Below are 21,670 nucleotides of genomic sequence, written 5' to 3'. Positions count from 1 at the left end.
GGAGATGGTGATGCCGGGGGACAATGTGAGCGTGACGGGGGAGTTAATCAGCCCGATCGCGATGGATCAGGGGTTGCGGTTTGCGGTGCGCGAGGGGGGCAAGACCGTCGGCTCCGGCGTCGTCACCGAAATCCTGGCGTAGCGATTGACGGGCGAATAAAGGGTTGAATGGTTATGGTTAAGGTTGAACAGAGAATCAGGATTCGGCTCCGCGGGTTTGATTACCGGGTCTTAGACCAGGCCGTGACGGAAATCGTTGAAACCGTCCGCCGGAGTGGGGCAAAAATTGTAGGGCCGATTCCCCTCCCTACGCGCATTGAAAAGTTCACGGTGCAGAGCGCGACACATGCGGATAAAAAGGCTCGCGAGCAGTTCGAGATCAGAACGCACAAGCGTTTGATGGACATCATGGACGCAACGCCTGAAACGATGGATTCCCTGATGAAGTTGAATTTGGCCGCCGGCGTAGACGTGGAAATAAAGTTATAGGAGCGTAAGGGGTTAGGTGTGAGGGGTAAGGTGATGTCGAGCAGCGAGAGCCTTACGCCTTACGTTTCACGCCTCACGAATTGAAATGACGAACGGGTTGTTGGGTAAAAAGCTGGGAATGACCCAGATGTTTGACGAGACGCGGTTTACGCCTGTGACCGTCATCGAAGCTGGCCCCTGCCGCGTGGTGACGATCAAGACAAAAGAGCGTGATGGGTATGAATCGGTCCAGCTGTCTTTCGGTGAAGTGAAAGAGCGCAAGTTGCCCAAAGCCGAACTGGGCCACCTCAAGAAGACGGAGGCGCCGGCCACTCGTGTGCTCAGAGAATTTCAAAAGGTTGGCGAGGTCGCAGTGGGGCAATCCGTCAAAGTCGATATCTTTAAAAAAGGCGACTGGGTGGACATCACCGGTATTTCGAAGGGAAAAGGATTCCAGGGCGTGGTGAAGCGGCACCATTATGGCGGCGGTCCTGAATCTCACGGGTCCATGTTCCACCGTCATCCCGGCTCGATGGGCGCCAGTTCATATCCTTCTCGAGTCTGGAAGGGGAAGACCTTGCCCGGACATATGGGAGCGAAGCGGATTACGGCCCAGAGACTGAAAGTGATTGAGTCCAGGCCCGATGAAAACTTGTTGTTCGTTCGTGGGGCAATCCCTGGCGCAGCAAATGGGCTGATCGTGGTAAGAAAGTCGAAGAAGGGGTAGGGCATGCCCACGGTTGATGTCGTTGATTTGAAGAGGCAGAAGGTCGGGTCTGTGGATCTTCCTGAGGAAGTGTTCGGCTGTAAGCCGCATAGCGCCTTAGTCCATGAAGCGGTAGTGATGCAGCGCGCCTGCGAGCGTCAGGGGACAGCATCGACGTTGCGGCGTGGAGAGGTGGCTGGATCCGGGAAAAAGCCCTGGAAGCAAAAACACACGGGGCGGGCTCGGGCAGGGTCGGTCCGCTCTCCTGTATGGCGTCATGGTGGATCGGTGTTTGGACCGAAGCCGCGAGATTATTCCTTCAGCATGCCGAAAAAGAAGTATCGTGCGGCGCTTCAATGCGCGCTGTCGGCGAAGTTAGCTGACGGGCAAGTTGTGATCGTGTCGAATCTCTCGTTGGGTCAGCCCAAGACAAAATTGTTGGCCCAGGCGCTGACGAATTTAGGCGCCGGGTCCTATGCCTTGATTGTCGCCGGTGCGGGGCATGCCGGATTGGCTCAGGCTGCAGGCAATCTCCCGAATGTCTGTGTGGTGGGGCCTGAAGGATTGAATGTTTACGATATTGTTCGGGCTACATCGATTCTGATTCTTGAGCGCGAGTTGCCAAGGGTGAAGGAGGTCTGGGCATGAAATCGGGACTCCATGGCATTCTGTCGCAGCCGTTGTTGACGGAAAAGATCACGGCTATGCGGGAAAGTCAGAACACGGTTGGTTTTCTCGTTCACCCGGATGCGAATCGTGTCCAGATTAAGCAAGCGGTCGAATCGCTCTTAAAAGTCAAAGTCGAACGGGTGAATGTGATGAATGTCCGCGGCAAGGTGAAGCGGCTGGGACGTTTCTCTGGTAAGCGGTCAGATTGGAAAAAGGCTTTTGTCAAGCTCAAGCAAGGCGAGAAGTTGGAGCTCTACGAGAGCGCGTAGCGGGACATTCCGTCGAACCGGTCTGAGCGTGCTGGAAGGGCGACTGAAAAATGGGAATTAGAGCATATAAGCCAAGGACACCGGGCCGTCGCGGGATGACTGCGGTCACGACCGAGGGTCTATCGAGGAAGCGGCCAGAGAAATCGCTTACCTCGTTTCGGCGCAGTACCGGCGCGAGGAACAACGATGGGAGGACGACCGTACGTTTTCGCGGGGGTGGGCATAAACGGCTCTATCGGAAAATTGATTTTCGACGCGATAAGACCGGGATTCCAGGGGCCATTGCCGCGCTTGAGTACGATCCCAATCGGTCAGCCAGGATCGCCTTGGTGCATTATAAGGATGGAGAGAAACGCTATATCCTGGCCCCTGTCGGCCTACAAGTCGGTGATGTGGTGCAATCGGGTGCTGGTTCAGAAGTGCGTATTGGAAATGCGTTACCGCTCTCCAGCATGCCCTTGGGAACCACCATTCACAATATAGAGCTGAAATCGGGAAAAGGCGGACAGCTGATTCGTAGTGCGGGTGGCTCTGCCCAGGTCATGGGGCGTGATGGTGAATATGTTCAGGTAAGACTCCGCTCCGGTGAAATGCGGAGAATTCTTTCGACCTGCATGGCAACCGTCGGGCAGGTTGGGAATACGGATCACGAGAATATCAATGTCGGGAAAGCAGGCCGGAATCGATGGCTGGGTCGACGCCCGAATGTCCGGGGTGTCGTGATGAATCCGGTCGACCATCCGCATGGGGGTGGGGAAGGAAAGTCTGGGCAGGGGAACCCCCACCCGGTCTCTCCGTGGGGTCTTCCCACTAAGGGTTACAAGACCCGGACCAACAAGGCGACAGACAAGTTCATTATTGCCCGCCGCAAGTAGGAGTACGCGATGCCGAGGTCAGTCAGTAAAGGCGCATTCGTCGACGACCATCTGCTCCAGAAAGTGGACCGGATGAATCAAAACAAAGATCGAAAGATTATTAAGACCTGGTCGCGGCGGTCCACCGTGATTCCAGATATGATCGGACACACGTTCGCGGTCCATAACGGTAAGAAGTTTATTCCTGTCTTCGTGACGGAAAACATGGTTGGACACAAGCTGGGGGAGTTTGCTCCAACCAGATTCTTTAAGGGGCATGGGCATGCCAGGACGGAAAAGGCAGTCGCCCTCAAGTAAGGGTTAGGGTACGTTCTCGGCACACGTGATTGGATGTGACGGCTATGGCTGAAGCGCAAGCAGTTCTACGGTTCGTTCGGATCTCTCCGAGGAAAGCCCGCCCAGTGGTCGATTTGATCCGTGGGCAGCAGGTTCCAATGGCCTTGGCGCTGTTGAGGAATTTACCGCGTCAGGCGTCGAAGGTAGTCGAAAAGATTTTGCGGTCCGCCGTGGCCAACGCGGAGCAAAAGGAGCTCGGTGACAGTGATTCGATGGTCGTGTCGAAGGCATTTGTGAATTGTGGCCCTACATTGAAACGCTTTCGGTCTCGGTCGCAGGGGCGCGCGAATTCGATTCATAAGCGTATGAGCCACATTACGGTAGTTGTGTCAGCTGCAAGCACGAAAGAAAAGACGTAAAGGGTATCAGCGAACAAAACGGACTCATTTCCTACACTGAGTGAGGCGCAAGAAGTTATGGGCCATAAGACACATCCGATCGGTTACCGGCTTGGATATAACGTGACGTGGAGTTCCCGGTGGTATGCCAGCAAGGATTACGCAAAGCTGCTCCATCAGGATATTAGAATTCGCAAGATGGTGAAACAGCGTCTGTTTCATGCCGGTGTCGCCAAGGTTGAAATCGAGCGGTCTGGAGACCAGACACGTGTGATCATTCATACTGCGCGCCCCGGCATTATCATCGGTCGTAAGGGGGCTGAAGTCGATAAGCTCAAAGCGGAGCTGGAGAAGAGCTATGGCGGTCAGGTGTACATTACGGTGAAGGAAATCAAGAAACCGGAATTGGACGCACAGTTGGTCTGTGAAAACGTCGCAACCCAGTTGGAAAAACGAGTGGCATTCCGGCGGGCTATGAAACGAAGCGTGCAGTCCGCACTGCGTCTTGGCGCTCAGGGTATCAAAATTATGGTCGGAGGCCGCCTAGGCGGAGCGGAAATCGCGCGGTCAGAGTGGTACCGCGAAGGGCGTGTGCCTCTTCATACCCTTCGAGCAGATATCGATTACGGCTTTGCGGAAGCCCATACGACGATGGGGCAGATTGGGATCAAGACCTGGATCTATAAGGGAGAAATTCTTCCGCTGCAGCCTCTGGACAAAGAAACGGCATTTGACCGCAGAATAGGGTAATTGGAGAGGGTATCGTGTTAGCACCGAAGAAAGTCAAGTTCCGTAAAATGATGAAGGGGCGTATGACCGGTAAGGCCTATCGAGGCAGTCAGATTACCCTCGGAGAGTTTGGGCTCAAAGCCCTCGAGCCTGGCTGGATCACCAGTCGGCAGATTGAAGCGGCGCGCATTGCAATCACTCGCTGTGTGAAGCGCGGTGGCCAGGTGTGGACAAGAATTTTCCCTGATAAACCGATTACCAAGAAGCCGGCTGAGACTCGAATGGGTAAAGGGAAGGGCAATCCGGAGTATTGGGTCGCCGTCGTCAAGCCGGGCCGCATACTCTATGAGATGGACGGCGTGACGCCGGATGTCGCAAAAGAGGCGTTCCGTTTAGCGTCGCATAAATTGCCTATCGCCACCAAGTGTGTCATCCGGGGAGAGTTTAACGCGTAACGCCGGTCGAACTGAGCCCGTTAGGATATAAGGGGATTGCATCGATGGATTTGAAGGAATTACGACAACTGTCGGGACCTGAGCTGGAGGTGAAGGCTCAGGAGCTTACGCAGGAACTTTTCAATCTTCGTTTTCAGCTGGGAACGGGACGGTTGGAAAACCCCATGCAGGTTCGAAAGGCGAAGCGCTCGATTGCCAGAATCAAGACGATTCAGCGCGAGCTTGTACAAGCCGAACCAGTTTCTGAGACGGCGAAGGGGGCTTGAGGATGGAAAAGTCAGCAAATGCGCGGCGTGAGTGGGTCGGGCAGGTGGTCAGTAATAAGATGAATAAGACGGTGGTCGTAGAGATCGAGCGTTCGGTCATTCACCCGCTCTATCGAAAGGTGCTGCGGCGTGTGACGAAATTCAAAGCGCACGATGAGGATAATGCCTGCAAGGTCGGTGACCGAGTCCGTATGGTCGAGACCAGGCCGATCAGTAAAGATAAGCATATGCGGGTTGTCGAGGTTCTGGAAAAGGGCCGTGATGAGTAGGTTCAGTTCGTGCGCAAGCTAGAGGAAACACCGGAACGATGATTCAAAGCTATACATACATGGATGTGGCGGATAACTCGGGTGCCAAGCAGGCCATGTGTTTTCATGTGCTTGGCGGGACCAGGCGTCGGTACGCCTCACTCGGCGACATCGTTGTCGTGGCAGTGAAGGAAGCCATTCCTGCGGCCACGGTCAAGAAGGGCGATGTCAGTCGTGCGGTGGTCGTGAGGACGACCAAAGAAGTGCGCCGAGAAGATGGGTCCTATATCAAGTTTGATCGGAATGCCTGCGTCCTCATCAATAAGGATGGAGACCCGGTTGGAACCCGTATATTTGGGCCGATCGCACGCGAGCTACGGTGGAAAAAGTTCATGAAGATCATTTCCCTGGCGCCTGAAGTGCTGTAGCGAGGATGGAGACGGGTCGATGAATAAGCAGGCGTTGAAGAAGAGCCGAATTCGCAAGGGTGATATGGTCGTCGTCATTGCCGGACGGGATCGCGGTAAGTCCGGGAAAGTGCTGTCTGTTGATCCTGCAGTGGGAAAGATTGTGGTCGAAAAGCTGAACATGATCAAGCGCCACACCAAGCCGAATCAGAAGGTGAAACAAGGCGGCATCCTTGAGCGCGAAGCCCCACTGGCAATTTCGAACGTGCTCTATCTATGTCCCGTGACAAAGAAGCCGACTCGGCTGGGCGTGCGTACGCTCGACGATGGCCGACGGATCCGGTTCAGTAAAAAATCGAACGACTCAGTCGAATAGGAGCGAGGACGCCAGATGGCGAAGGTCGAATCAGGAAAATCCGGTAAGGCATCCGAGCGGCGAGTACCCAAGAAGAAGGAAGGGGCGCCTGCCCCACAGGCAAAAGACGAGGGCAGCGAGGAGTCCAAGTTCAATCCTCGGATGCGCGAGGTGTATGTGCAGAAGGTTGTGCCTGCGCTCATGAAGGAGTTCGGCTACAAAAATATCATGCAGGTCCCGAAGCTTGAACGGATCGTCTTGAATGTGGGGATGGGAGAAGCGATTCAGAATGTGAAGCTGCTGGAGAGTGCCGCTACAGAGTTGGGCCTGATTACAGGCCAGAAGCCGCTGATTACGAAAGCAAGGAAAGCCATTGCCACCTTCAAGTTGCGCCAAGGCATGCCGATTGGCACCAAGGTTACGTTGCGTAGCCGCAGAATGTGGGAGTTTTTTGATCGTCTCGTGACGTTGTCGTTGCCACGGATTCGAGACTTCAGGGGTGTGTCGCCAAAGTCGTTCGACGGGAGAGGCAATTACACGCTTGGGCTCAAAGAACAGCTCATTTTCCCGGAGATAAAATACGATGAGGTTGCTTCCATCCATGGGATGGATATCACGATTGTGACAACCGCCAGGACCAATGATGAGGGCCGGGCGTTATTGAAGCATTTGGGAATGCCATTCCGGACCTAATAGCAAGCGAAGGAGCTGCAGGTGTCGAGATTAGCGCTTAGAAATAAATCGGCTGTCAAAGCGAAGTTCCCGGTTCGGGATTATCATCGGTGTGAGATCTGTGGGCGTGTGCGGGGGTTCTTGCGCCGGTTTCGTATGTGCAGAATTTGCTTTCGGTCGTTGAGCCTGAAGGGTGAAATTCCGGGGGTTCGGAAGTCGAGTTGGTAGGTTGTCCGTGTCCTCTGTCACCGGGTTGATGTTCCGCATCTCGCAACACGAAGAACGTTGGTGAAAGGGTTGGTATGGTTACAGATCCCATTAGTGACCTGTTGGTACGATTGCAAAACGGGCTTCGCCGACGTCACGATGCCGTGAACGTCCCGGCATCCCGTCTCAAGCGCGAAATCCTTCGTATCCTTCAAAACGAAGGATATATCCAGGCTGTTCAGGCGGATGTCGAGGATGGGCACCCGATACTGAAAGTGACGTTACGGTACATGCCGGAAGGGCAACCCATGGTCACCGGTATGCAGCGTGTGAGCAAGCCGGGTCGCCGGGTATATGTCGGAATTAAAGATATCCCTCGAGTCAAGAGCGGCATCGGTGTGGCGATTCTGTCCACCTCGAAAGGGGTGATGACGGATCAAGAATCGCGCCGTGCCGGACTGGGCGGAGAGGTGTTGTGTTCGGTGTGGTGACGGTCAGGGTGAACCAGTTTGCCATTACGGCGGCGTGGTAGAGGAACGAGGTATCGATGTCACGCATAGGGAAAAAACCAATCCAGATTCCAGCAGGCGTGGATGTAAAAATCGACGGGTCTGTCGTGTCCGTGAAGGGCCCGCTCGGGAAGATCGATTGGTCCTTGTCCACGGGTCTCGGGGTCTCAGTTGCCGGCGGACAGCTTGTGGTGAGCCGGTCAAGTGAGGATCGCCAAGTCCGTGCCATGCATGGGCTGACTCGCGCTGAACTGAGCAACATGATTCAGGGTGTGACGAAGGGTTATGAACGCAACTTGGAAATCACCGGGGTCGGCTACAAGGTTGCCGTGCAGGGACGGGCGATGAGCTTCAGTGTCGGCTATATCAATCCGGTGACCTATCCGATTCCTGTTGGAATCGATGTGAAGGTGGACAAGCAAACGCTAATCAATGTGAAGGGGGCGGACAAGCGGATGGTGGGTCAGGTTGCAGCGAACTTGCGAGCCATCAAACCCCCCGATGTGTATAAGCAAAAGGGCGTTCGCTATGCCGGAGAGGTGTTACGTAAGAAAGCCGGAAAGACGGGGAAATAGGACGAGCTATGAATGCTGCGGATAAAGAAGGTCAGCTCACCAGGCGGAAGCAGCGGGTGAGAAAGCGAGTCTATGGTACGGCTGAGCGCCCGCGCCTCAACGTGTTTCGCAGCCGGGCGCATATTTACGCTCAGATTGTTGACGACCAGAAAGGGATCACGTTGGCCGCTGCGTCCTCTCTCGATAAGTCTCTGCGCACGGCACTGAAATCCACCGGCAGTGTCGATGGCGCAAAGGCTGTTGGGAAGTTGTTGGCAGAACGGGCAAAGGCCGCCAAGGTACAGGCTGTGGTGTTTGATCGTGGTGGTCGGATGTACCACGGACGCGTCAAAGCGTTGGCGGAAGCATCGCGTGAAGGTGGTCTAAAATTTTAGGTTGAGGCTAAGGTCGAGGTCAAGCATGCGAGGTGAACAACGAACCCAAATCATCCTCAGCCTGAACCTCAACTTTAACCGAATGACCGGAGAGGGTAACTAGCGTGCGAGTTAATCCAGATGAACTAAGCCTGAAGGACAAGGTTGTCTTTATCAACCGCGTCGCAAAAGTCGTCAAGGGTGGAAAGCGGTTTAACTTCTGCGCGCTGGTTGTCGTCGGAGATGGACAGGGATGGGTCGGCATTGGAAAAGGAAAGGCCGCCGAAGTGCCTGTCGCGATCTCGAAGGCGGTTGAACAGGCCAAGAAAAACCTGGTGCATGTCGCCCTCACCTCTGGAACGATTGCGCACGAGGTCCATGGATTGTTCGGTGCCGAGCATGTTCTTCTGAAACCGGCACAGAAGGGGGCTGGGATTATCGCAGGGGGCGCCGTTCGAGCGGTCGTAGAGGTGGCCGGCGTCCATAACGTCATTGCGAAGACCCTGGGTCGTGGAAACCCCTTTAATACGGTTCGTGCTACCCTCAACGGACTCTGCCAGCTCCGTAACGCTGAAGATGTTCTCAACGTGCGTCGGAATGGAGCAGGTGACGCACAGAACAGAGTGAGCGCCTAATGTCAGCAACAAAGGCCGCCAAAGGTGCCTCCAAGGGGCTTGTCATTACCCTGCGGCGAAGCCCGATTGGCACACCCCAAAAGCATCGACGAGTGTTGAGTGGTCTTGGGTTGAGGAAGATTCGGCAGACTGTGACTCGTCCTGATACTCCACAAGTCAGAGGGATGATCGGTAAAGTTGGATATCTATTGGAAGTGTACCCACAATGAATTTACATGATCTCGGCCCTGCAAAGGGCTCTAGAAAGCGGCGGAAGCGGATCGGTCGTGGGCCAGGCTCTGGTCATGGAAAAACATCGGGAAAGGGCCACAAGGGACTATTGGCCAGATCCGGTGGTCGGAGTCGGCAGGCGGGTGGGTTTGAAGGGGGTCAGATGTCTCTGATCCGTCGAGTGCCCAAACATGGCTTTACGAACGTCTTTCGCAAGGAGTACTCGATTGTCAACCTGAAAAGCCTCGGTGACATCATTGTCTCCGGCACCATCACGCCGCAGGCGCTGGTCGATGTCGGTTTGATCAAGCGCAAGTCGCTGCCGATCAAGATTCTTGGAAACGGAAATGTCACGAAGGCGATCGTCGTGCAGGCGCACAAATTCAGTAAGTCGGCGGAGGCCAAGATTGTAGCGGCTGGAGGGAGAGTCGAGGTCATTCCCGGTGTTTGAGAGACTCCTGACCAGTTTTCAGAATATTCTCAAAATCCCTGAGCTGCGCACCCGCATCCTCTTTACCATAGGGATGCTGGTGGTCTATCGGATCGGGGCCCATATCCCTACACCGGGGATCAACGGCGAAGCGCTCTCGGAGTTTCTACAAAAAGAAGGCGGTGCGCTGCTCGGGTTTTTGGACATTTTTTCAGGCGGGTCACTCTCGCGGTTGACGATCTTAGCGCTGGGTATTATGCCCTACATCAGCGCTTCGATTATTCTCCAGTTGCTGACGGTCGTTGTCCCGCATCTCACAAAGTTGGCCAAGGAGGGAGAACGCGGTAGAAAGAAAATAATTCAGTATACCCGGTTCGGGACGATCGGCATCGCAATCATTCAAGGCTTTGGGATTGCCATCGGTCTTGAACAAATGAATAACGGCGCCTTCGTCATGACCGGGGGGTGGGGATTCCGTCTGATGACCGTCATTACCTTGACGGCCGGTACAGGATTCCTCATGTGGCTCGGTGAACAGATTACGGAGCGGGGGATCGGGAACGGCATTTCCTTGATTATTTTTGCAGGGATCGTCGCGCGGCTCCCCTCCGCCGTGGCCCAGACGTTCAACCTATACACGATCGGGCAGCTCAGCATTATCTTATTGGTCGCCCTCGGCGTACTGATGATCGTGGTGGTGGCGGCCATAGTGTTTTTGGAAAGCGGGCGGCGGAAAGTCCCGGTGCAGTATGCAAAACGGGTGATCGGACGACGAGTGTTCGGCGGCCAGAGTACACATATCCCCTTGAAGATTAACACGGCCGGGGTCATTCCGCCGATTTTCGCGTCGTCGATTATCGCCTTTCCTGCAACGATTGCAGGGTTTTTTGAAACACCTTGGGTGAAGGCCATTGGGGCTCAGCTCGCGCCTGGTTCGCTGCTCTATACTTTGATGTACGTCGGCCTGATTCTGTTTTTCTGTTTCTTTTACACCGCAGTGGTCCTGAACCCGGTGGATATGGCAGACAACATGAAGAAGTACGGTGGATTCATTCCCGGAATTCGCCCTGGCACCAGGACGTCCGACTATATCTATAAAGTGCTGACGAGAATCACGTTTGCCGGATCGATTTATCTCGCGATCGTCTGTGTGATCCCGGAGTTGTTGATCTACAAATTGAATGTGCCGTTCTACTTCGGTGGCACCTCGCTGCTGATTGTGATCGGTGTGGGCCTCGATACGGCTCAGCAGATTGAGTCTCATATGCTCATGCGAAATTACGAAGGGTTTCTCGGTAAGGGTATGGCTCCCCTTCGTGGGCGGAACGGGTAAAGGGGATTCATGCGGGTGGTGTTTCTCGGCGCACCAGGCGTCGGTAAGGGGACTCAGGCAGATCGTATCGCTGCGCAGTGTCATGTGGCGAAGCTCTCAACCGGCGATCTTCTCCGTGAGGCGGTTCGCAACCAGACCGCGCTGGGTCTCGAAGCGAAGAGCTACATGGATCAGGGGAAGCTGGTTCCTGATGCGGTGGTCATTGGGTTGGTGAGAGAGAAGTTGGCTGACCCCAGCTGCACGAATGGATTCGTGTTGGATGGGTTTCCCAGGACTGTTCCTCAGGCGGAAGCCTTGGGATCCGTTTTAGTCTCCAAAGGTATCGCCCTGGACCGGGTCGTGAATTTTCAGGTTTCGCGTGAGGACATCGTAAGGCGATTGAGCGGCCGACGAAGCTGTCAGAAGTGCCAAGCGACGTTCCATGTAGACTTTGCGATGCCCAAGGTGAGTGGAATCTGCGATCGATGCGGAGAGTCGCTCGTGCAGCGCAGCGATGATCGCCGCGATGCGATCGAGATGCGGCTGAAAGTGTACGACGAGCAAACCGCTCCGCTCGTGAAGTATTATGAAGAGAGGGGGGTGCTGTTCCAGCTGGAAGCGTCTGGGACAGTCGATGCCGTCTTTCAGCATCTTTCGCAGGAGCTGGCACCGTACCGGGCGACATGATCATTCTCAAGACGCCGGAAGAGATTGCGTTGATAGCCCAGGCGTCGAGAGTAGTGGCAGAGACACTCAAGATTTTGCAGAAGGCCGTCCGGCCCGGGATGACGACAGACGAGCTGGACCGGCTAGCCGAAGATGAGATTGTGTCACGAGGTGCGAGGCCGGCCTTTAAGGGGTATCGGAGTTATCCAAAAACGCTCTGCGCCTCGGTGAATGACCAGGTGGTCCACGGGATTCCCTCCAAGCGAGTGCTGAAGGAGGGCGATATTATCGGGCTCGACCTGGGGGCGATCGTCGGCGGATTTTACGGAGATTCGGCGATTTCGGTCTCGGTAGGGAAGACGACTGAACGAAATGCTCGCTTGATGCAAGTGACTGAAGAGGCCATGTATCTTGGAATCGGACAAGCTATGGTTGGCCATCGGTTGTCCGACATTTCACATGCAGTGCAACGGCATGTCGAGGCTGCCGGTTATTCGGTCGTGACAGAATTTGTCGGCCATGGGATTGGCCGGCAATTGCATGAAGAGCCTCAGGTGCCGAATTATGGGAAGCCTGGACAGGGTCCACGCCTACAGGCTGGAATGGTCCTCGCGATTGAACCGATGGTCAACATGGGTGGCGCTGCCGTTAAGATTCTTGAGGATCGATGGACGGCGGTAACGGTGGATGGCAGTCTTTCTGCACATTTTGAACATACGATCGTCATTGAGCCGAGTGGGCCCCCGCGTATTTTGACCCAGCTCTAAACAGCTGGGATGGGCTGGCGCAGTTTTAGGGGAAGGGGTAGAGGTAGTGCCGAAAGAAGATGTGATCGAAATTCAAGGCACAGTGAATGAAACGCTACCGAATGCGATGTTCCGTGTGTCATTGGACAATGGCCATAAGATTCTCGCGCACATTTCCGGGAAAATGCGAATGCACTTCATCCGTATTCTTCCCGGCGATAAGGTCACGGTGGAACTGTCGCCGTACGATCTGACACGTGGGCGGATTACCTATCGATTTAAGTAGGAGTGCAAACGAGTTATGAAGGTGAGATCATCCGTCAAGCCGATCTGCGCAAAGTGTAAGGTGGTTCGGCGCAAAGGTGTGGTGCGAATTCTCTGCGAGAATCCGCGGCACAAGCAACGGCAGGGTTGAAGACGTTATTCGTTAATCGTTAAGCGGTCTCGTTTTTGCGATTCACGACTCACGAATAACGTTTCACGACTCGACCGAAGGGAGAGAGAGATGGCTCGTATTTCCGGAGTGGATTTGCCGAGAGAGAAGCGGGCGGACATCGGCCTGACGTATGTCTATGGGATTGGGCGGGCGTCCGCGCTCTCTATCTTGGAGAAGGCCGGGATCGACGGAGCAATTCGCGTCAAGGACTTGAGCGAAGAGCACATCGTCAAAATCCGTGAGATTATTCAGGAAGGCTTTCAGGTCGAAGGTGACCTACGAAAGACTTTCTCGATGAACATCAAACGATTGATCGATAGTGGCACGTACCGTGGGCTGCGCCATCGGAAAGGGTTGCCCGTCCGCGGCCAGCGGACCAAGACCAATGCGCGGACGAGAAAAGGTCGCCGTTCCGGTGTGGGAAGTAAACCAAAACCGCCTGCGCGCCCAGCCTAGGGCGTGGCCGTTACTTGAGTAGGGAGCTGTCATGAGCATCAAAAAAGGGAAAAAGAAAGAACGTCGGATTGTGCAGAGCGGGGTGGCTCACGTCCAAGCCTCCTTCAATAACACGATCGTCACGATTACCGACATGAGCGGCAATACGATCGTATGGGCAAGCTCGGGGAACCAAGGCTTCAAGGGCTCTCGCAAAAGCACGCCCTTCGCCGCTCAGCGAGCCGGCGAGGCTGCGGCGCGCAAAGCGATGGAGAGCGGAATGCGCTCAGTGGATGTGTATGTGAACGGGCCTGGGTCCGGTCGTGAATCGGCGATTCGCTCTCTCCAGTCCGCTGGATTGCGGATCCATATGATTCGAGATGTGACACCGATCCCCCACAACGGATGCCGTCCCCCTAAGCGGCGTCGTGTCTGAAGAAGTGGATCGTTCATCGTGATACGTGAAGCGGCAGGACAGGAAACCCGGTTATTGAGTAACGGTTAACGAAGAACGAGGAGGAAGCAGTGGCAAAGTATCGCGGTCCCGTCTGTCGGTTGTGTCGGCGAGAAGGTGAGAAATTGTTTCTGAAAGGTTCGCGCTGTATGACAGAGAAGTGCGCTATCGAGCGACGAAGCTATCCTCCTGGACAGCATGGGCAAAAGCGTCCGAGGAACTCTGAGTACAGCACGCAGCTGAGAGAGAAACAGAAGCTCCGCAGAATTTACGGTTTGATGGAGTGCCAGTTTCGCGGAGTGTTTGAGCGCGCGGAGCGCCAGTCCGGTATTACAGGAGAAGTGCTCCTGCGCTTGCTGGAATGCCGGTTGGACAATGTCGCCTACCGATTAGGGTTCGGCGCCTCGCGAAAAGAAGCCAGGCAACTGGTGAGCCACGGACATCTGACCATGAATGGCCGAAAAATCAATGTGCCTGGTGCACAGGTCAAAGCGGGAGATGTCATCAGCGTTAGGGAGCGAAGCCGCACATTGGTTTCGATCCAAACGGCTTTGGAGTCTGTCGAGGGACGAGGCATTCCAGAGTGGTTGGATCTCGACAAGACAGCCTTTAGGGGGACGGTGCGAGCACTGCCGTCGAAAGACCAGATTTCGTTGCCGGTGAATGAGCAGATGGTGGTGGAATTGTATTCCAGGTAGGCGTGGATTGTGGAAGCCGGTTTCTGCCGTGAACTGGTCCTGCTCAGCTGTCGGCTATTCGATGAGATGAAGGGGGAGTCATGATTAAAGCAATGAAAGACTTTCAGATCCCGATGCGGGTGGAAGTCGACAAGGACACGCATTCTCAAACGTTCGGCAGGTTTACGACTGAAGCCTATGAGCGTGGATTTGGGACCACGGTCGGCAACGCATTACGGCGTGTGCTGTTGTCGTCGCTGACTGGTGCGGCTGTGACTACGGTGAAAATTGAGGGGGTCCTGCACGAGTTTTCCACGATCCCTGGGATCACAGAGGATGTGACTTCAATTATTTTGAATGTCAAAGGACTGCGGCTTGCCTTACACACCGATAAGCCGAAGACGCTCCGCCTCAAGAAAAAAGGGCCGGGCGAAGCAAAGGGCTCCGATATTATTCATGACGCGGACGTCACCATCTTAACCCCGAATCTCCATATTGCGACGTTGGACAAAGATGCCTCGTTCGATATGGAAATGACGGTGAAGCATGGACGGGGCTATGTGCCTGCCGAGCGAAATAAGGAAGAAGGGTTGCCGATCGGTGTGATTGCGATTGACTCGGTGTTTTCACCGATCAAGCGCGTGAACTTTCATGTGGAGAATGCTCGTGTCGGACGCATGACCGATTACGACAAGCTGACTTTGGAAGTCTGGACGGATGGGACCATCTCGCCGCGCGATGCCGTGTCTACGGCGGCAGGCATTTTGCGTGATCACATCGATATCTTTATCAATCCCGATGAACGAGTCGAAGGGCGTGCCGATCTCGGAGGCGATGAAGGGCAACGGGAAGTCAACAAGCATCTGTTCCGTAGCGTAAACGAGTTGGAGCTGTCAGTTCGCGCTGCAAACTGTTTGAAGAATGCGAACATCAAAACCATTGCAGATCTCGTGCAGAAGACCGAAGGAGAGATGTTGAGGACGAAGAATTTCGGGAAGAAATCGCTCAACGAAATTAAAGAAATCTTGACGGAGATGGGTTTGGGGCTTGGTGTGAAGCTGGACGGAGCGCAACAGAGCAGCGGCGGTCAGAAGAGCGAGTAACGAAACAAGAGGGACTCCGTGCGTCATAGAAAAAAAGGCAGACAGCTTGGGCGACAGACGAAACATCGGTGGGCTCTGTTCAGAAGCCTCGTAACCTCGTTGCTCGAACATGAACGTATCGAGACGACAGAGGCCAAGGCGAAGGAAATTCGAGGATTTACGGATCGGATGATCACGCTTGGCAAGGCGGGAACATTACCCGCTCGTCGGCAAGCCCTCGCATTTATTCGGAGTAAGGACGTTGTCTCAAAATTGTTCAGCGACGTGGCGGTTCGATTTAAAGATCGCTCCGGTGGCTATACGAGGATGGTGAAGACGAGGCGGCGGATCGGCGATGCCGCAAAGCTTGTTGCAATCGAACTCGTCACGCGACCGGATACTACGGCTGCCAAGAAACAGGCCCCTGCTGCATCAACGCCTGCGAGTCCGGCAGCCAGCTAGCAGGTTGCTGAAATTTCCGTCGGAGAAATTAGGAGGGAGAGGCTGAGGTAAAGGTCTAGAACAATTTAATTCTTGCTCAGCTTTGACCTCAACCGTAGCCTGCGCTAGAACCCACTGTCTTGTTATCGTTTCGGTCATTTCCTATCTCATTCATTCCATTTCTATACTGAACAGACTATGCCGGGGTTGTGGCATAAGTTTACTTGGTTTTGAGCCCATGCTACTATCGTGCCAGTTTCCTACATGCTACTGAAAAAGGTACAGGGACAAGGTGTGGCAACGATGGGTACGGGGAGGTTTACTAACGCTCAGTGTGGTCTTAGCTTGTTTTCTTGGGTACCTGCTGATAACCAATTCGACAACGGCGCCCACCCCGACGGCGGCTGTGTCCGGATCTATAGACACAGCCGATGCCACTGTTTCCCAGTTTATGTTTACGCACACGAAGGGCGATACGGTCCAGTGGCAGGTGCAGGCGCAAGAGGCTCGGGTTTTTGAACGGAACAAGCAGGCGATACTCCAAACCGTCGCAGTCACACTCTTTGGGCGGCAGGGGAAAGAATTGACGGTGACAGGAGATGAAGGGACATTGAATACAGAGACGAAGAACTTTGTCCTCGCGAATCGATCAGAACCACTCGTGATTCAAACCGAAAGTGGATACGTGATCTATACCAACCACCTGGCTTGGACTGATCAGACGAGAGAGATTCGCACGCAGGATCCCGTCCGTATCGTGGGTCATGGGCTAGAGGTGACGGGTCGTGGGTTGTTGGGCCATTTGGACCGCGAAGAGTTTGAAGTCCTTGAGGATGTCCATGTGGATTTGGCTCCTGCTTCTTAACTTGGTCCCGCTTGGGATAGCTTCATTAAGTGAGTCGGCTAACGCTGCCCTCCCCAAAGGTGGTGGTGAGAGCGCGGTAAGCACGACCATTACGGCCAAGAAGATGACCGTAAAGAATCAGGATAGCCAGGCGGTCTTTGAAGGCGAGGTTGTACTGACTCGTGGATCACTGATTGTCCATTCCGATCGCATGGTGGTGATGTTTCGCGAACAAGACCCAGTGACGAGTCAGAACCAGAAAGGGCATCAATCCGTCAAAGGCGGCGAGATATCGAAAGGGCCTGATGCTGTGCCGGCGGTGTCGAATCGATCGGTCAATAGGATTGAGGCGACTGGACGTGTAAAAATCGAGAAGGATTCGGGGAGTGCGACCTGTGAGAAAGCGGTCTATTATCATGAGGGGGATAAGATCGTGCTGACAGGTGATCCGGTGGCTTGGGATAAGGGAACAAGGGTCAGCGGCAAGCAAATCACGATGTTTCTGGCGGAAGACCGGAGTGTGGTGGAAGGTGGCTCGCATGTGCGGATCGAGCCAGAGGGGAGAGCAGCCAAGTGATCGAGGCAATTCAGGGGCGAGCCGCGTCGACTGGCTCTCCGGTGATTGGTGCGAAAACGATCGGTCTGCGCGCGAAGGAATTGGTGAAAAGTTTTCGCTCGCGCAAAGTCGTAAAAGGAGTCTCGATCGAGGTCTGCGCTGGTGAAGTCGTGGGATTACTGGGGCCCAACGGGGCTGGGAAAACCACTATTTTCGATATGCTCGTTGGTCTGTGTCAGCCAGATGAGGGGGCGATCTCACTCGGTGAAGAGGTGATTACCGATCTTCCGATGTACCGACGCGCGCGGAAAGGAATAGGATATTTGCCTCAAGAATCATCTGTGTTTCGACGCTTGTCTGTTGAAGATAATATTCTGGCAATTCTTGAAATGCTGGACTACTCTCGTGCAGAACGTCGGGATCGAGTCGATATGCTCCTGAAGGAGCTGGACCTCTCTCCTATTCGAACGAGCATGGCCTATGCCTTGTCGGGTGGGGAACGCCGGCGGTTAGAAATTACTAGAGCACTTGCGACGAGCCCGTTATTCATGTTGCTCGATGAACCTTTTGCAGGAATAGATCCGATCGCGGTTGCGGACATCCAGCAGATTATTAAGCGATTGAAAGAAAAAGAGATCGGAATTTTGATCACCGATCACAATGTTCAGGAAACGCTTTCCATCACGGATCGGGCCTACATCATCAATGAAGGGCTGATTCTTGAGGCGGGTCCTCCTGAATTCATCGTCAAGAGTGAGGCGGCTCGGGCTGTCTATTTAGGGGAACGGTTCAAGTTATGATGCTGAAGGATCTGCGCGCATGAAGCTCAGGCTCGATCTTCGGCTGAGTCAAAAGCTGATCATGACTCCACAATTGCAGCAGGCGATCAAGCTGCTGCAATTGTCCAGACTCGAGCTGCAGCAGAGTCTAACCCAGCATTTGATGGAGAATCCGCTCTTAGAGGATATCCCCACTGAGGCGGAGGAAAGCGAGGCGACAGGTGCCGAGGAAAAGGCGGAAGATGCTGCGGCATCGGCGGATAGTGAGCCGTCGAATGTGGAAGAGTCGACTCCGGAAGAACGAGACACGCCGGATGAGATTTCAGCGGCCGGTTGGGAAGAGTACTTTGGAAGTGATCGTCGCATCGGGGGGTCTGAATCGCAGTCCTCCTCACAGGAGGAGTTTCCTTCCTATGAACAAACCATGTCGAAAGCGACATCCTTGGAAGACCATCTCCTCTGGCAGCTGTCGTTTTCCGGTTTATCCGACCGTGAAAAGGGGATCGGGCGGTTGATCATTGGTAACCTTGACGATGATGGTTATCTGCGCATGCCTCTCGCGGAGATCGTCGATGGCACCGACTTCACCGAGGTGGAAGCGGAGTCAGTCCTCAAGGACGTTCAAAGCTTTGATCCGACTGGCGTGGCGGCGCGAGACCTTGCGGAATGCTTGCTCTTGCAGATCGGACATTTGGGAAAGAGTCCCATGGGTTCTCTGGGGGCCAGGCCCGGCGCCTTGAAGGGCTCGATTGTTGAAGCCATTGTTCAACACCACCTCAAAGACTTGGAGAAGAAACAGTATGCGAGGATCGCGAAAGCCTTAGATGTCACGGTAGAGGAGGTGTTTCAGGCTACCAAGGTCATCGAAGTGCTCGAGCCGAAGCCCGGACGACCGTTTACGAACACACAAAACTATGTGATTGTCCCCGATGTATTCGTTGTCAAGAACGAAGGGGAATGGGTGGTATTGCTGAACGACGATGGGCTGCCCCGTATGCGCATCAGCCCATACTACAAGCAATTGATGGGGGCAAGTGAGAATGGGGCGGCTGAAACAAAAGCCTATCTGGACGAAAAACTGCGGGCAGCGCAATGGGTTATTCGGAGTATCGATCAGAGAAACAGGACGATCGTAAAGGTGGTGTCGAGTATCGTGAAATTTCAAGAGCAGTTTTTTGAAAAGGGCGTGCAGTATCTCAAGCCGTTGGTGCTGAAGCAAGTGGCTGAGGATATTGGGATGCATGAGTCGACCATCAGCCGTGTGACAGCCAATAAGTATATGTACTGCCCACAAGGGATGTTGGAACTGAAATTCTTCTTCAACGCAGGTTTGCAGCGGGCGGATCAGCCCTCCGATATGATGTCGTCCGTGACAGTGAGGGAGATGATTCGGAAAATGGTGGCAGAAGAAGATGTGAGCCACCCGCTCAAGGACGAGGAGATCGCCGCGCGGCTGCTTACACAGAAAGTTGTGATCGCCCGGCGGACGGTAGCCAAGTATCGGGCGGAAGAGCATATCCCATCCGCCACTCAGCGCAAGCGATTCTTTTAGCAGAGTGCTGAAAAAACCCGCCAACGTATGAAGCTCGATATCGGGTTTGTCTGGTCTGTCTGGTGTGTGGTTGAAAGAGATTAACCAGATGTAGAATGCAAACTAGATGAACCAGATCAACCGGTCTTACCAGCCTCGCTCACCTACCATGCGTCGACCATCACCACTCGTCGGTGCTTCCTGCCCGGTATCTCTCTTAGGTGGTATGGATGCTTAGAGTACAGAGACAGAGTCTATGCCACAGAGGAGCCGGAGTTATTCGCTCGAAAGGATGAATGCCTATGAAAATTACAGGACGACGCCTTGTGATAACACCGGCCCTCAGACAACACATTGAAAGCCGGTTTGAGCGGCTGGTGCGATATGAAGTGGCGCTGAGCCATCTGTCCGTGATTCTCAGTGTGAGCAAACTTCAGCATAGTGCGGAAGTCGTCTGTACGATACAAGGGAGAAGAATTCAGGCAAAAGCTTCAACGCCTGAAATGTACGCAACGGTCGACCAGCTTGTGGATCGCTTGGGAGCCCAGATCAGAAAACACAAGGAACGTCAGGCTGATCATAAAGAGCCGGCGAAGCGGTTGTCGCGTAAGGTCTCTCCTCCTGTTCCCCGTAATGAAGAAGAGGAACTGGAAGTCATCCGTCCGGTCCGACCTGTCCTGACTCTCGAAGATGCCAAACGTCAATTAAATTCTCTGCCTGGTTCATTACTGGTGTTCACTGCGCTGGCTTCTGGAAAGCTGCAGATTCTGCAGCGTGTAGACCGTAATCGAATGATCTTGATCGATCCGTAAGGGGCAGGCAGGTATGGCCGGACTCAACTTGGTTGTGATCAGCGGTCTTTCAGGTTCAGGAAAGTCGCATGCCCTCAAGTGTTTGGAAGACGTTGGGTATTTCTGCACTGATAATTTACCGCCGGCTCTTCTGCCAGCCTTTGTCGAGTTATGCCACCAGCAGGGGGGCGAAATTAAGAATGTTGCGCTCGGCATAGATGTCAGGGAGCGTGTATTCTTTTCCAATCTCGTGGGGATTCTCGATCGAGTCAAGGTGCTCGGTCACGCGGTTGAGTTAGTATTCTTTGAAGCCCGTGAGGAAGTGCTGGTTCGTCGATTCTCTGAGTCTCGGAGGCCCCATCCGCTCCTATCTCATCTCCCTGTATTGGAAGGAGTCCGGTTTGAAAAAGATCGTCTCGCCGATCTACGGCGCCACGCAGACCGGATCATTGATACCTCGGATTTGACGGTGCATGAGTTGCGGGAGTTGTTGATCAGGGAGTTCAGACGGGAGGATGCGCCGCACAAGTTAACCATTTCACTCGTGACATTCGGTTACAAGTTCGGCGTACCGTACGACATCGACCTCTTGTTCGACGTCAGGTTTTTGCGGAATCCATTCTTCGTTCCTGACCTCAAGCCATTGACAGGAGAGGACCCACGGGTGCGGACCTATGTGTTGACCGATCCGGACGCCATTGCCTTCGTCGGGCAGCTGGAGGGCTTCTTTAAATTTCTCATTCCTCTTTTTGAACGAGAACGCCGGAGCTATGTGAATGTTGGGATTGGCTGCACAGGGGGACGACATCGGTCCGTGGCGATTGCAGGTCGGCTCCAAGAAAGTTTTTCAGCGCTTGGTTATCAAGTGACTGCCGCGCATCGCGATCTCGACAGGCAATAATCCTCAGAGCTTCTAGCCCGCTCTTCTACTGCAATATTACAACCATTAGGCTTGTTTTCAGGCCTGTGTATCGACAGTGATTTGCTTGACAGGTGGCGGCCATGAACTATACTTAGCCTGTGCATAAAGCCGGGCTTCACTGTAGCCGCGCCATCTAGACACTTGACGGATCTGATTCACGCCGAAGTGGCTTCTCATAATAAGTTTAGAGGGATCAGGAGTATTTGTCAGGGCGCGCTGAGTGAAGAGAAATGCTGGTAGCCCGCCGAGCGTTCACGCATGCGAACTCCAGTGTAGTGACGGCATA

38 protein-coding genes are annotated in these 21,670 nt (G+C 54.1%); all 38 read left to right on the top strand.

Annotation, left to right across the window (positions count from 1 at the left end):
- Window positions 1-142: elongation factor Tu (gene tuf / locus HZB34_15790; GenBank protein ID MBI5317423.1), on the top strand; the 142-nt coding region annotated here is incomplete at its 5' end.
- A 32-nt stretch (window positions 143-174) separates the two neighbouring features.
- Complete coding sequence (gene rpsJ / locus HZB34_15785; GenBank protein ID MBI5317422.1) at window positions 175-489, top strand: 30S ribosomal protein S10; 315 nt, start codon at window positions 175-177, stop codon at window positions 487-489.
- A gap of 85 nt (window positions 490-574) precedes the next feature.
- Window positions 575-1,195, top strand: coding sequence for a 50S ribosomal protein L3 (rplC, locus tag HZB34_15780; protein MBI5317421.1), 621 nt, complete (start codon window positions 575-577; stop codon window positions 1,193-1,195).
- A 3-nt stretch (window positions 1,196-1,198) separates the two neighbouring features.
- Window positions 1,199-1,822 carry a 50S ribosomal protein L4 gene (gene rplD, locus HZB34_15775; GenBank protein ID MBI5317420.1) on the top strand — a complete coding sequence of 208 codons (624 nt, stop codon included), beginning with the start codon at window positions 1,199-1,201 and terminating at the stop codon, window positions 1,820-1,822.
- A complete protein-coding gene (locus HZB34_15770) occupies window positions 1,819-2,112 on the top strand; it encodes a 50S ribosomal protein L23 (protein ID MBI5317419.1) in 294 nt (97 codons plus the stop codon). The genes rplD and HZB34_15770 overlap by 4 nt, the downstream gene beginning before the upstream one ends.
- A 50-nt stretch (window positions 2,113-2,162) precedes the next feature.
- Window positions 2,163-2,987 (top strand): 50S ribosomal protein L2, encoded by an 825-nt coding sequence (gene rplB, locus HZB34_15765; protein ID MBI5317418.1) that lies wholly within the window; start codon window positions 2,163-2,165, stop codon window positions 2,985-2,987.
- Window positions 2,988-2,996: 9 nt separating this feature from the next.
- Window positions 2,997-3,284: a 30S ribosomal protein S19 gene (rpsS, locus tag HZB34_15760; protein MBI5317417.1), complete on the top strand. Its 288-nt coding sequence runs from the start codon at window positions 2,997-2,999 to the stop codon at window positions 3,282-3,284.
- 44 nt (window positions 3,285-3,328) lie between these two features.
- The gene (gene rplV, locus HZB34_15755) at window positions 3,329-3,682 is read left to right on the top strand and encodes a 50S ribosomal protein L22 (GenBank protein ID MBI5317416.1); all 354 of its coding nucleotides are present in this window, start codon (window positions 3,329-3,331) and stop codon (window positions 3,680-3,682) included.
- A gap of 57 nt (window positions 3,683-3,739) precedes the next feature.
- Window positions 3,740-4,411: a 30S ribosomal protein S3 gene (rpsC, locus tag HZB34_15750; protein MBI5317415.1), complete on the top strand. Its 672-nt coding sequence runs from the start codon at window positions 3,740-3,742 to the stop codon at window positions 4,409-4,411.
- Window positions 4,412-4,425: 14 nt separating this feature from the next.
- The gene (gene rplP / locus HZB34_15745; protein ID MBI5317414.1) at window positions 4,426-4,845 is read left to right on the top strand and encodes a 50S ribosomal protein L16; all 420 of its coding nucleotides are present in this window, start codon (window positions 4,426-4,428) and stop codon (window positions 4,843-4,845) included.
- 44 nt (window positions 4,846-4,889) lie between these two features.
- Window positions 4,890-5,111, top strand: a complete 222-nt coding sequence (gene rpmC / locus HZB34_15740) for a 50S ribosomal protein L29 (GenBank protein ID MBI5317413.1) — start codon at window positions 4,890-4,892, stop codon at window positions 5,109-5,111.
- 2 nt (window positions 5,112-5,113) lie between these two features.
- The gene (gene rpsQ / locus HZB34_15735) at window positions 5,114-5,380 is read left to right on the top strand and encodes a 30S ribosomal protein S17 (protein MBI5317412.1); all 267 of its coding nucleotides are present in this window, start codon (window positions 5,114-5,116) and stop codon (window positions 5,378-5,380) included.
- A gap of 38 nt (window positions 5,381-5,418) precedes the next feature.
- Window positions 5,419-5,787, top strand: a complete 369-nt coding sequence (rplN, locus tag HZB34_15730; protein ID MBI5317411.1) for a 50S ribosomal protein L14 — start codon at window positions 5,419-5,421, stop codon at window positions 5,785-5,787.
- Between the two features lie 19 nt (window positions 5,788-5,806).
- The gene (locus HZB34_15725; protein MBI5317410.1) at window positions 5,807-6,142 is read left to right on the top strand and encodes a 50S ribosomal protein L24; all 336 of its coding nucleotides are present in this window, start codon (window positions 5,807-5,809) and stop codon (window positions 6,140-6,142) included.
- Window positions 6,143-6,283: 141 nt separating this feature from the next.
- The gene (gene rplE / locus HZB34_15720) at window positions 6,284-6,814 is read left to right on the top strand and encodes a 50S ribosomal protein L5 (protein MBI5317409.1); all 531 of its coding nucleotides are present in this window, start codon (window positions 6,284-6,286) and stop codon (window positions 6,812-6,814) included.
- Between the two features lie 21 nt (window positions 6,815-6,835).
- Window positions 6,836-7,021 carry a type Z 30S ribosomal protein S14 gene (locus tag HZB34_15715; protein ID MBI5317408.1) on the top strand — a complete coding sequence of 62 codons (186 nt, stop codon included), beginning with the start codon at window positions 6,836-6,838 and terminating at the stop codon, window positions 7,019-7,021.
- A gap of 74 nt (window positions 7,022-7,095) precedes the next feature.
- Window positions 7,096-7,491 carry a 30S ribosomal protein S8 gene (gene rpsH, locus HZB34_15710; GenBank protein MBI5317407.1) on the top strand — a complete coding sequence of 132 codons (396 nt, stop codon included), beginning with the start codon at window positions 7,096-7,098 and terminating at the stop codon, window positions 7,489-7,491.
- Window positions 7,492-7,547: 56 nt separating this feature from the next.
- The gene (gene rplF, locus HZB34_15705; GenBank protein MBI5317406.1) at window positions 7,548-8,084 is read left to right on the top strand and encodes a 50S ribosomal protein L6; all 537 of its coding nucleotides are present in this window, start codon (window positions 7,548-7,550) and stop codon (window positions 8,082-8,084) included.
- Window positions 8,085-8,092: 8 nt separating this feature from the next.
- Window positions 8,093-8,458 carry a 50S ribosomal protein L18 gene (locus HZB34_15700; protein ID MBI5317405.1) on the top strand — a complete coding sequence of 122 codons (366 nt, stop codon included), beginning with the start codon at window positions 8,093-8,095 and terminating at the stop codon, window positions 8,456-8,458.
- A gap of 104 nt (window positions 8,459-8,562) precedes the next feature.
- A complete protein-coding gene (gene rpsE, locus HZB34_15695) occupies window positions 8,563-9,072 on the top strand; it encodes a 30S ribosomal protein S5 (protein MBI5317404.1) in 510 nt (169 codons plus the stop codon).
- Window positions 9,072-9,281, top strand: coding sequence for a 50S ribosomal protein L30 (gene rpmD, locus HZB34_15690; GenBank protein MBI5317403.1), 210 nt, complete (start codon window positions 9,072-9,074; stop codon window positions 9,279-9,281). Before rpsE ends, rpmD begins: the two co-directional genes overlap by 1 nt.
- Window positions 9,278-9,733: a 50S ribosomal protein L15 gene (gene rplO, locus HZB34_15685; protein MBI5317402.1), complete on the top strand. Its 456-nt coding sequence runs from the start codon at window positions 9,278-9,280 to the stop codon at window positions 9,731-9,733. The genes rpmD and rplO overlap by 4 nt, the downstream gene beginning before the upstream one ends.
- Window positions 9,726-11,045: a preprotein translocase subunit SecY gene (gene secY, locus HZB34_15680; protein MBI5317401.1), complete on the top strand. Its 1,320-nt coding sequence runs from the start codon at window positions 9,726-9,728 to the stop codon at window positions 11,043-11,045. The genes rplO and secY overlap by 8 nt, the downstream gene beginning before the upstream one ends.
- A gap of 9 nt (window positions 11,046-11,054) precedes the next feature.
- The gene (locus HZB34_15675; GenBank protein ID MBI5317400.1) at window positions 11,055-11,711 is read left to right on the top strand and encodes an adenylate kinase; all 657 of its coding nucleotides are present in this window, start codon (window positions 11,055-11,057) and stop codon (window positions 11,709-11,711) included.
- Entirely contained in the window at window positions 11,708-12,457 is a 750-nt protein-coding gene (gene map, locus HZB34_15670; protein ID MBI5317399.1) for a type I methionyl aminopeptidase, read from the top strand. Before HZB34_15675 ends, map begins: the two co-directional genes overlap by 4 nt.
- 46 nt (window positions 12,458-12,503) lie before the next feature.
- Entirely contained in the window at window positions 12,504-12,722 is a 219-nt protein-coding gene (gene infA / locus HZB34_15665) for a translation initiation factor IF-1 (GenBank protein ID MBI5317398.1), read from the top strand.
- Between the two features lie 15 nt (window positions 12,723-12,737).
- Window positions 12,738-12,851, top strand: a complete 114-nt coding sequence (gene rpmJ / locus HZB34_15660) for a 50S ribosomal protein L36 (protein ID MBI5317397.1) — start codon at window positions 12,738-12,740, stop codon at window positions 12,849-12,851.
- Between the two features lie 90 nt (window positions 12,852-12,941).
- Window positions 12,942-13,328, top strand: coding sequence for a 30S ribosomal protein S13 (gene rpsM / locus HZB34_15655; protein MBI5317396.1), 387 nt, complete (start codon window positions 12,942-12,944; stop codon window positions 13,326-13,328).
- Window positions 13,329-13,359: 31 nt separating this feature from the next.
- Window positions 13,360-13,743 (top strand): 30S ribosomal protein S11, encoded by a 384-nt coding sequence (gene rpsK / locus HZB34_15650; protein ID MBI5317395.1) that lies wholly within the window; start codon window positions 13,360-13,362, stop codon window positions 13,741-13,743.
- Between the two features lie 89 nt (window positions 13,744-13,832).
- Complete coding sequence (gene rpsD / locus HZB34_15645) at window positions 13,833-14,459, top strand: 30S ribosomal protein S4 (protein ID MBI5317394.1); 627 nt, start codon at window positions 13,833-13,835, stop codon at window positions 14,457-14,459.
- A gap of 80 nt (window positions 14,460-14,539) precedes the next feature.
- Complete coding sequence (locus HZB34_15640; protein MBI5317393.1) at window positions 14,540-15,541, top strand: DNA-directed RNA polymerase subunit alpha; 1,002 nt, start codon at window positions 14,540-14,542, stop codon at window positions 15,539-15,541.
- 18 nt (window positions 15,542-15,559) lie between these two features.
- A complete protein-coding gene (gene rplQ, locus HZB34_15635) occupies window positions 15,560-15,982 on the top strand; it encodes a 50S ribosomal protein L17 (protein MBI5317392.1) in 423 nt (140 codons plus the stop codon).
- 271 nt (window positions 15,983-16,253) lie between these two features.
- Window positions 16,254-16,826 carry an LPS export ABC transporter periplasmic protein LptC gene (lptC, locus tag HZB34_15630; GenBank protein ID MBI5317391.1) on the top strand — a complete coding sequence of 191 codons (573 nt, stop codon included), beginning with the start codon at window positions 16,254-16,256 and terminating at the stop codon, window positions 16,824-16,826.
- On the top strand, window positions 16,801-17,382 hold the full coding sequence (locus HZB34_15625; GenBank protein MBI5317390.1) for a hypothetical protein: 582 nt from the start codon (window positions 16,801-16,803) through the stop codon (window positions 17,380-17,382). Before lptC ends, HZB34_15625 begins: the two co-directional genes overlap by 26 nt.
- 59 nt (window positions 17,383-17,441) lie before the next feature.
- Entirely contained in the window at window positions 17,442-18,161 is a 720-nt protein-coding gene (gene lptB, locus HZB34_15620; GenBank protein MBI5317389.1) for an LPS export ABC transporter ATP-binding protein, read from the top strand.
- A gap of 19 nt (window positions 18,162-18,180) precedes the next feature.
- Window positions 18,181-19,692, top strand: a complete 1,512-nt coding sequence (gene rpoN, locus HZB34_15615; GenBank protein MBI5317388.1) for an RNA polymerase factor sigma-54 — start codon at window positions 18,181-18,183, stop codon at window positions 19,690-19,692.
- Window positions 19,693-19,973: 281 nt separating this feature from the next.
- Window positions 19,974-20,483: a ribosome-associated translation inhibitor RaiA gene (gene raiA / locus HZB34_15610; GenBank protein MBI5317387.1), complete on the top strand. Its 510-nt coding sequence runs from the start codon at window positions 19,974-19,976 to the stop codon at window positions 20,481-20,483.
- A 13-nt stretch (window positions 20,484-20,496) separates the two neighbouring features.
- Entirely contained in the window at window positions 20,497-21,363 is an 867-nt protein-coding gene (rapZ, locus tag HZB34_15605; GenBank protein MBI5317386.1) for an RNase adapter RapZ, read from the top strand.
- Window positions 21,364-21,670: the final 307 nt, after the last annotated feature.

The sequence above is a fragment of the Nitrospirota bacterium genome (genome assembly GCA_016219645.1).
Lineage (GTDB): Bacteria > Nitrospirota > Nitrospiria > Nitrospirales > Nitrospiraceae > Palsa-1315.
This window is presented reverse-complemented; position numbering and strand designations above follow the sequence as displayed.

What these genes read in the sequence shown, in the direction of transcription:
- rpsJ (MBI5317422.1), top strand. Translation starts at nt 175, where the DNA reads ATGGTTAAGGTTGAACAGAGAATCAGGATTCGGCTCCGCGGGTTTGAT.
- rplC (MBI5317421.1), top strand. Translation starts at nt 575, where the DNA reads ATGACGAACGGGTTGTTGGGTAAAAAGCTGGGAATGACCCAGATGTTT.
- rplD (MBI5317420.1), top strand. Translation starts at nt 1,199, where the DNA reads ATGCCCACGGTTGATGTCGTTGATTTGAAGAGGCAGAAGGTCGGGTCT.
- HZB34_15770 (MBI5317419.1), top strand. Translation starts at nt 1,819, where the DNA reads ATGAAATCGGGACTCCATGGCATTCTGTCGCAGCCGTTGTTGACGGAA.
- rplB (MBI5317418.1), top strand. Translation starts at nt 2,163, where the DNA reads ATGGGAATTAGAGCATATAAGCCAAGGACACCGGGCCGTCGCGGGATG.
- rpsS (MBI5317417.1), top strand. Translation starts at nt 2,997, where the DNA reads ATGCCGAGGTCAGTCAGTAAAGGCGCATTCGTCGACGACCATCTGCTC.
- rplV (MBI5317416.1), top strand. Translation starts at nt 3,329, where the DNA reads ATGGCTGAAGCGCAAGCAGTTCTACGGTTCGTTCGGATCTCTCCGAGG.
- rpsC (MBI5317415.1), top strand. Translation starts at nt 3,740, where the DNA reads ATGGGCCATAAGACACATCCGATCGGTTACCGGCTTGGATATAACGTG.
- rpmC (MBI5317413.1), top strand. Translation starts at nt 4,890, where the DNA reads ATGGATTTGAAGGAATTACGACAACTGTCGGGACCTGAGCTGGAGGTG.
- rpsQ (MBI5317412.1), top strand. Translation starts at nt 5,114, where the DNA reads ATGGAAAAGTCAGCAAATGCGCGGCGTGAGTGGGTCGGGCAGGTGGTC.
- rplN (MBI5317411.1), top strand. Translation starts at nt 5,419, where the DNA reads ATGATTCAAAGCTATACATACATGGATGTGGCGGATAACTCGGGTGCC.
- HZB34_15725 (MBI5317410.1), top strand. Translation starts at nt 5,807, where the DNA reads ATGAATAAGCAGGCGTTGAAGAAGAGCCGAATTCGCAAGGGTGATATG.
- rplE (MBI5317409.1), top strand. Translation starts at nt 6,284, where the DNA reads ATGCGCGAGGTGTATGTGCAGAAGGTTGTGCCTGCGCTCATGAAGGAG.
- rpsH (MBI5317407.1), top strand. Translation starts at nt 7,096, where the DNA reads ATGGTTACAGATCCCATTAGTGACCTGTTGGTACGATTGCAAAACGGG.
- rplF (MBI5317406.1), top strand. Translation starts at nt 7,548, where the DNA reads ATGTCACGCATAGGGAAAAAACCAATCCAGATTCCAGCAGGCGTGGAT.
- HZB34_15700 (MBI5317405.1), top strand. Translation starts at nt 8,093, where the DNA reads ATGAATGCTGCGGATAAAGAAGGTCAGCTCACCAGGCGGAAGCAGCGG.
- rpmD (MBI5317403.1), top strand. Translation starts at nt 9,072, where the DNA reads ATGTCAGCAACAAAGGCCGCCAAAGGTGCCTCCAAGGGGCTTGTCATT.
- rplO (MBI5317402.1), top strand. Translation starts at nt 9,278, where the DNA reads ATGAATTTACATGATCTCGGCCCTGCAAAGGGCTCTAGAAAGCGGCGG.
- HZB34_15675 (MBI5317400.1), top strand. Translation starts at nt 11,055, where the DNA reads ATGCGGGTGGTGTTTCTCGGCGCACCAGGCGTCGGTAAGGGGACTCAG.
- map (MBI5317399.1), top strand. Translation starts at nt 11,708, where the DNA reads ATGATCATTCTCAAGACGCCGGAAGAGATTGCGTTGATAGCCCAGGCG.
- rpmJ (MBI5317397.1), top strand. Translation starts at nt 12,738, where the DNA reads ATGAAGGTGAGATCATCCGTCAAGCCGATCTGCGCAAAGTGTAAGGTG.
- rpsM (MBI5317396.1), top strand. Translation starts at nt 12,942, where the DNA reads ATGGCTCGTATTTCCGGAGTGGATTTGCCGAGAGAGAAGCGGGCGGAC.
- rpsK (MBI5317395.1), top strand. Translation starts at nt 13,360, where the DNA reads ATGAGCATCAAAAAAGGGAAAAAGAAAGAACGTCGGATTGTGCAGAGC.
- HZB34_15640 (MBI5317393.1), top strand. Translation starts at nt 14,540, where the DNA reads ATGATTAAAGCAATGAAAGACTTTCAGATCCCGATGCGGGTGGAAGTC.
- HZB34_15625 (MBI5317390.1), top strand. Translation starts at nt 16,801, where the DNA reads ATGTGGATTTGGCTCCTGCTTCTTAACTTGGTCCCGCTTGGGATAGCT.
- rpoN (MBI5317388.1), top strand. Translation starts at nt 18,181, where the DNA reads ATGAAGCTCAGGCTCGATCTTCGGCTGAGTCAAAAGCTGATCATGACT.
- raiA (MBI5317387.1), top strand. Translation starts at nt 19,974, where the DNA reads ATGAAAATTACAGGACGACGCCTTGTGATAACACCGGCCCTCAGACAA.
- rapZ (MBI5317386.1), top strand. Translation starts at nt 20,497, where the DNA reads ATGGCCGGACTCAACTTGGTTGTGATCAGCGGTCTTTCAGGTTCAGGA.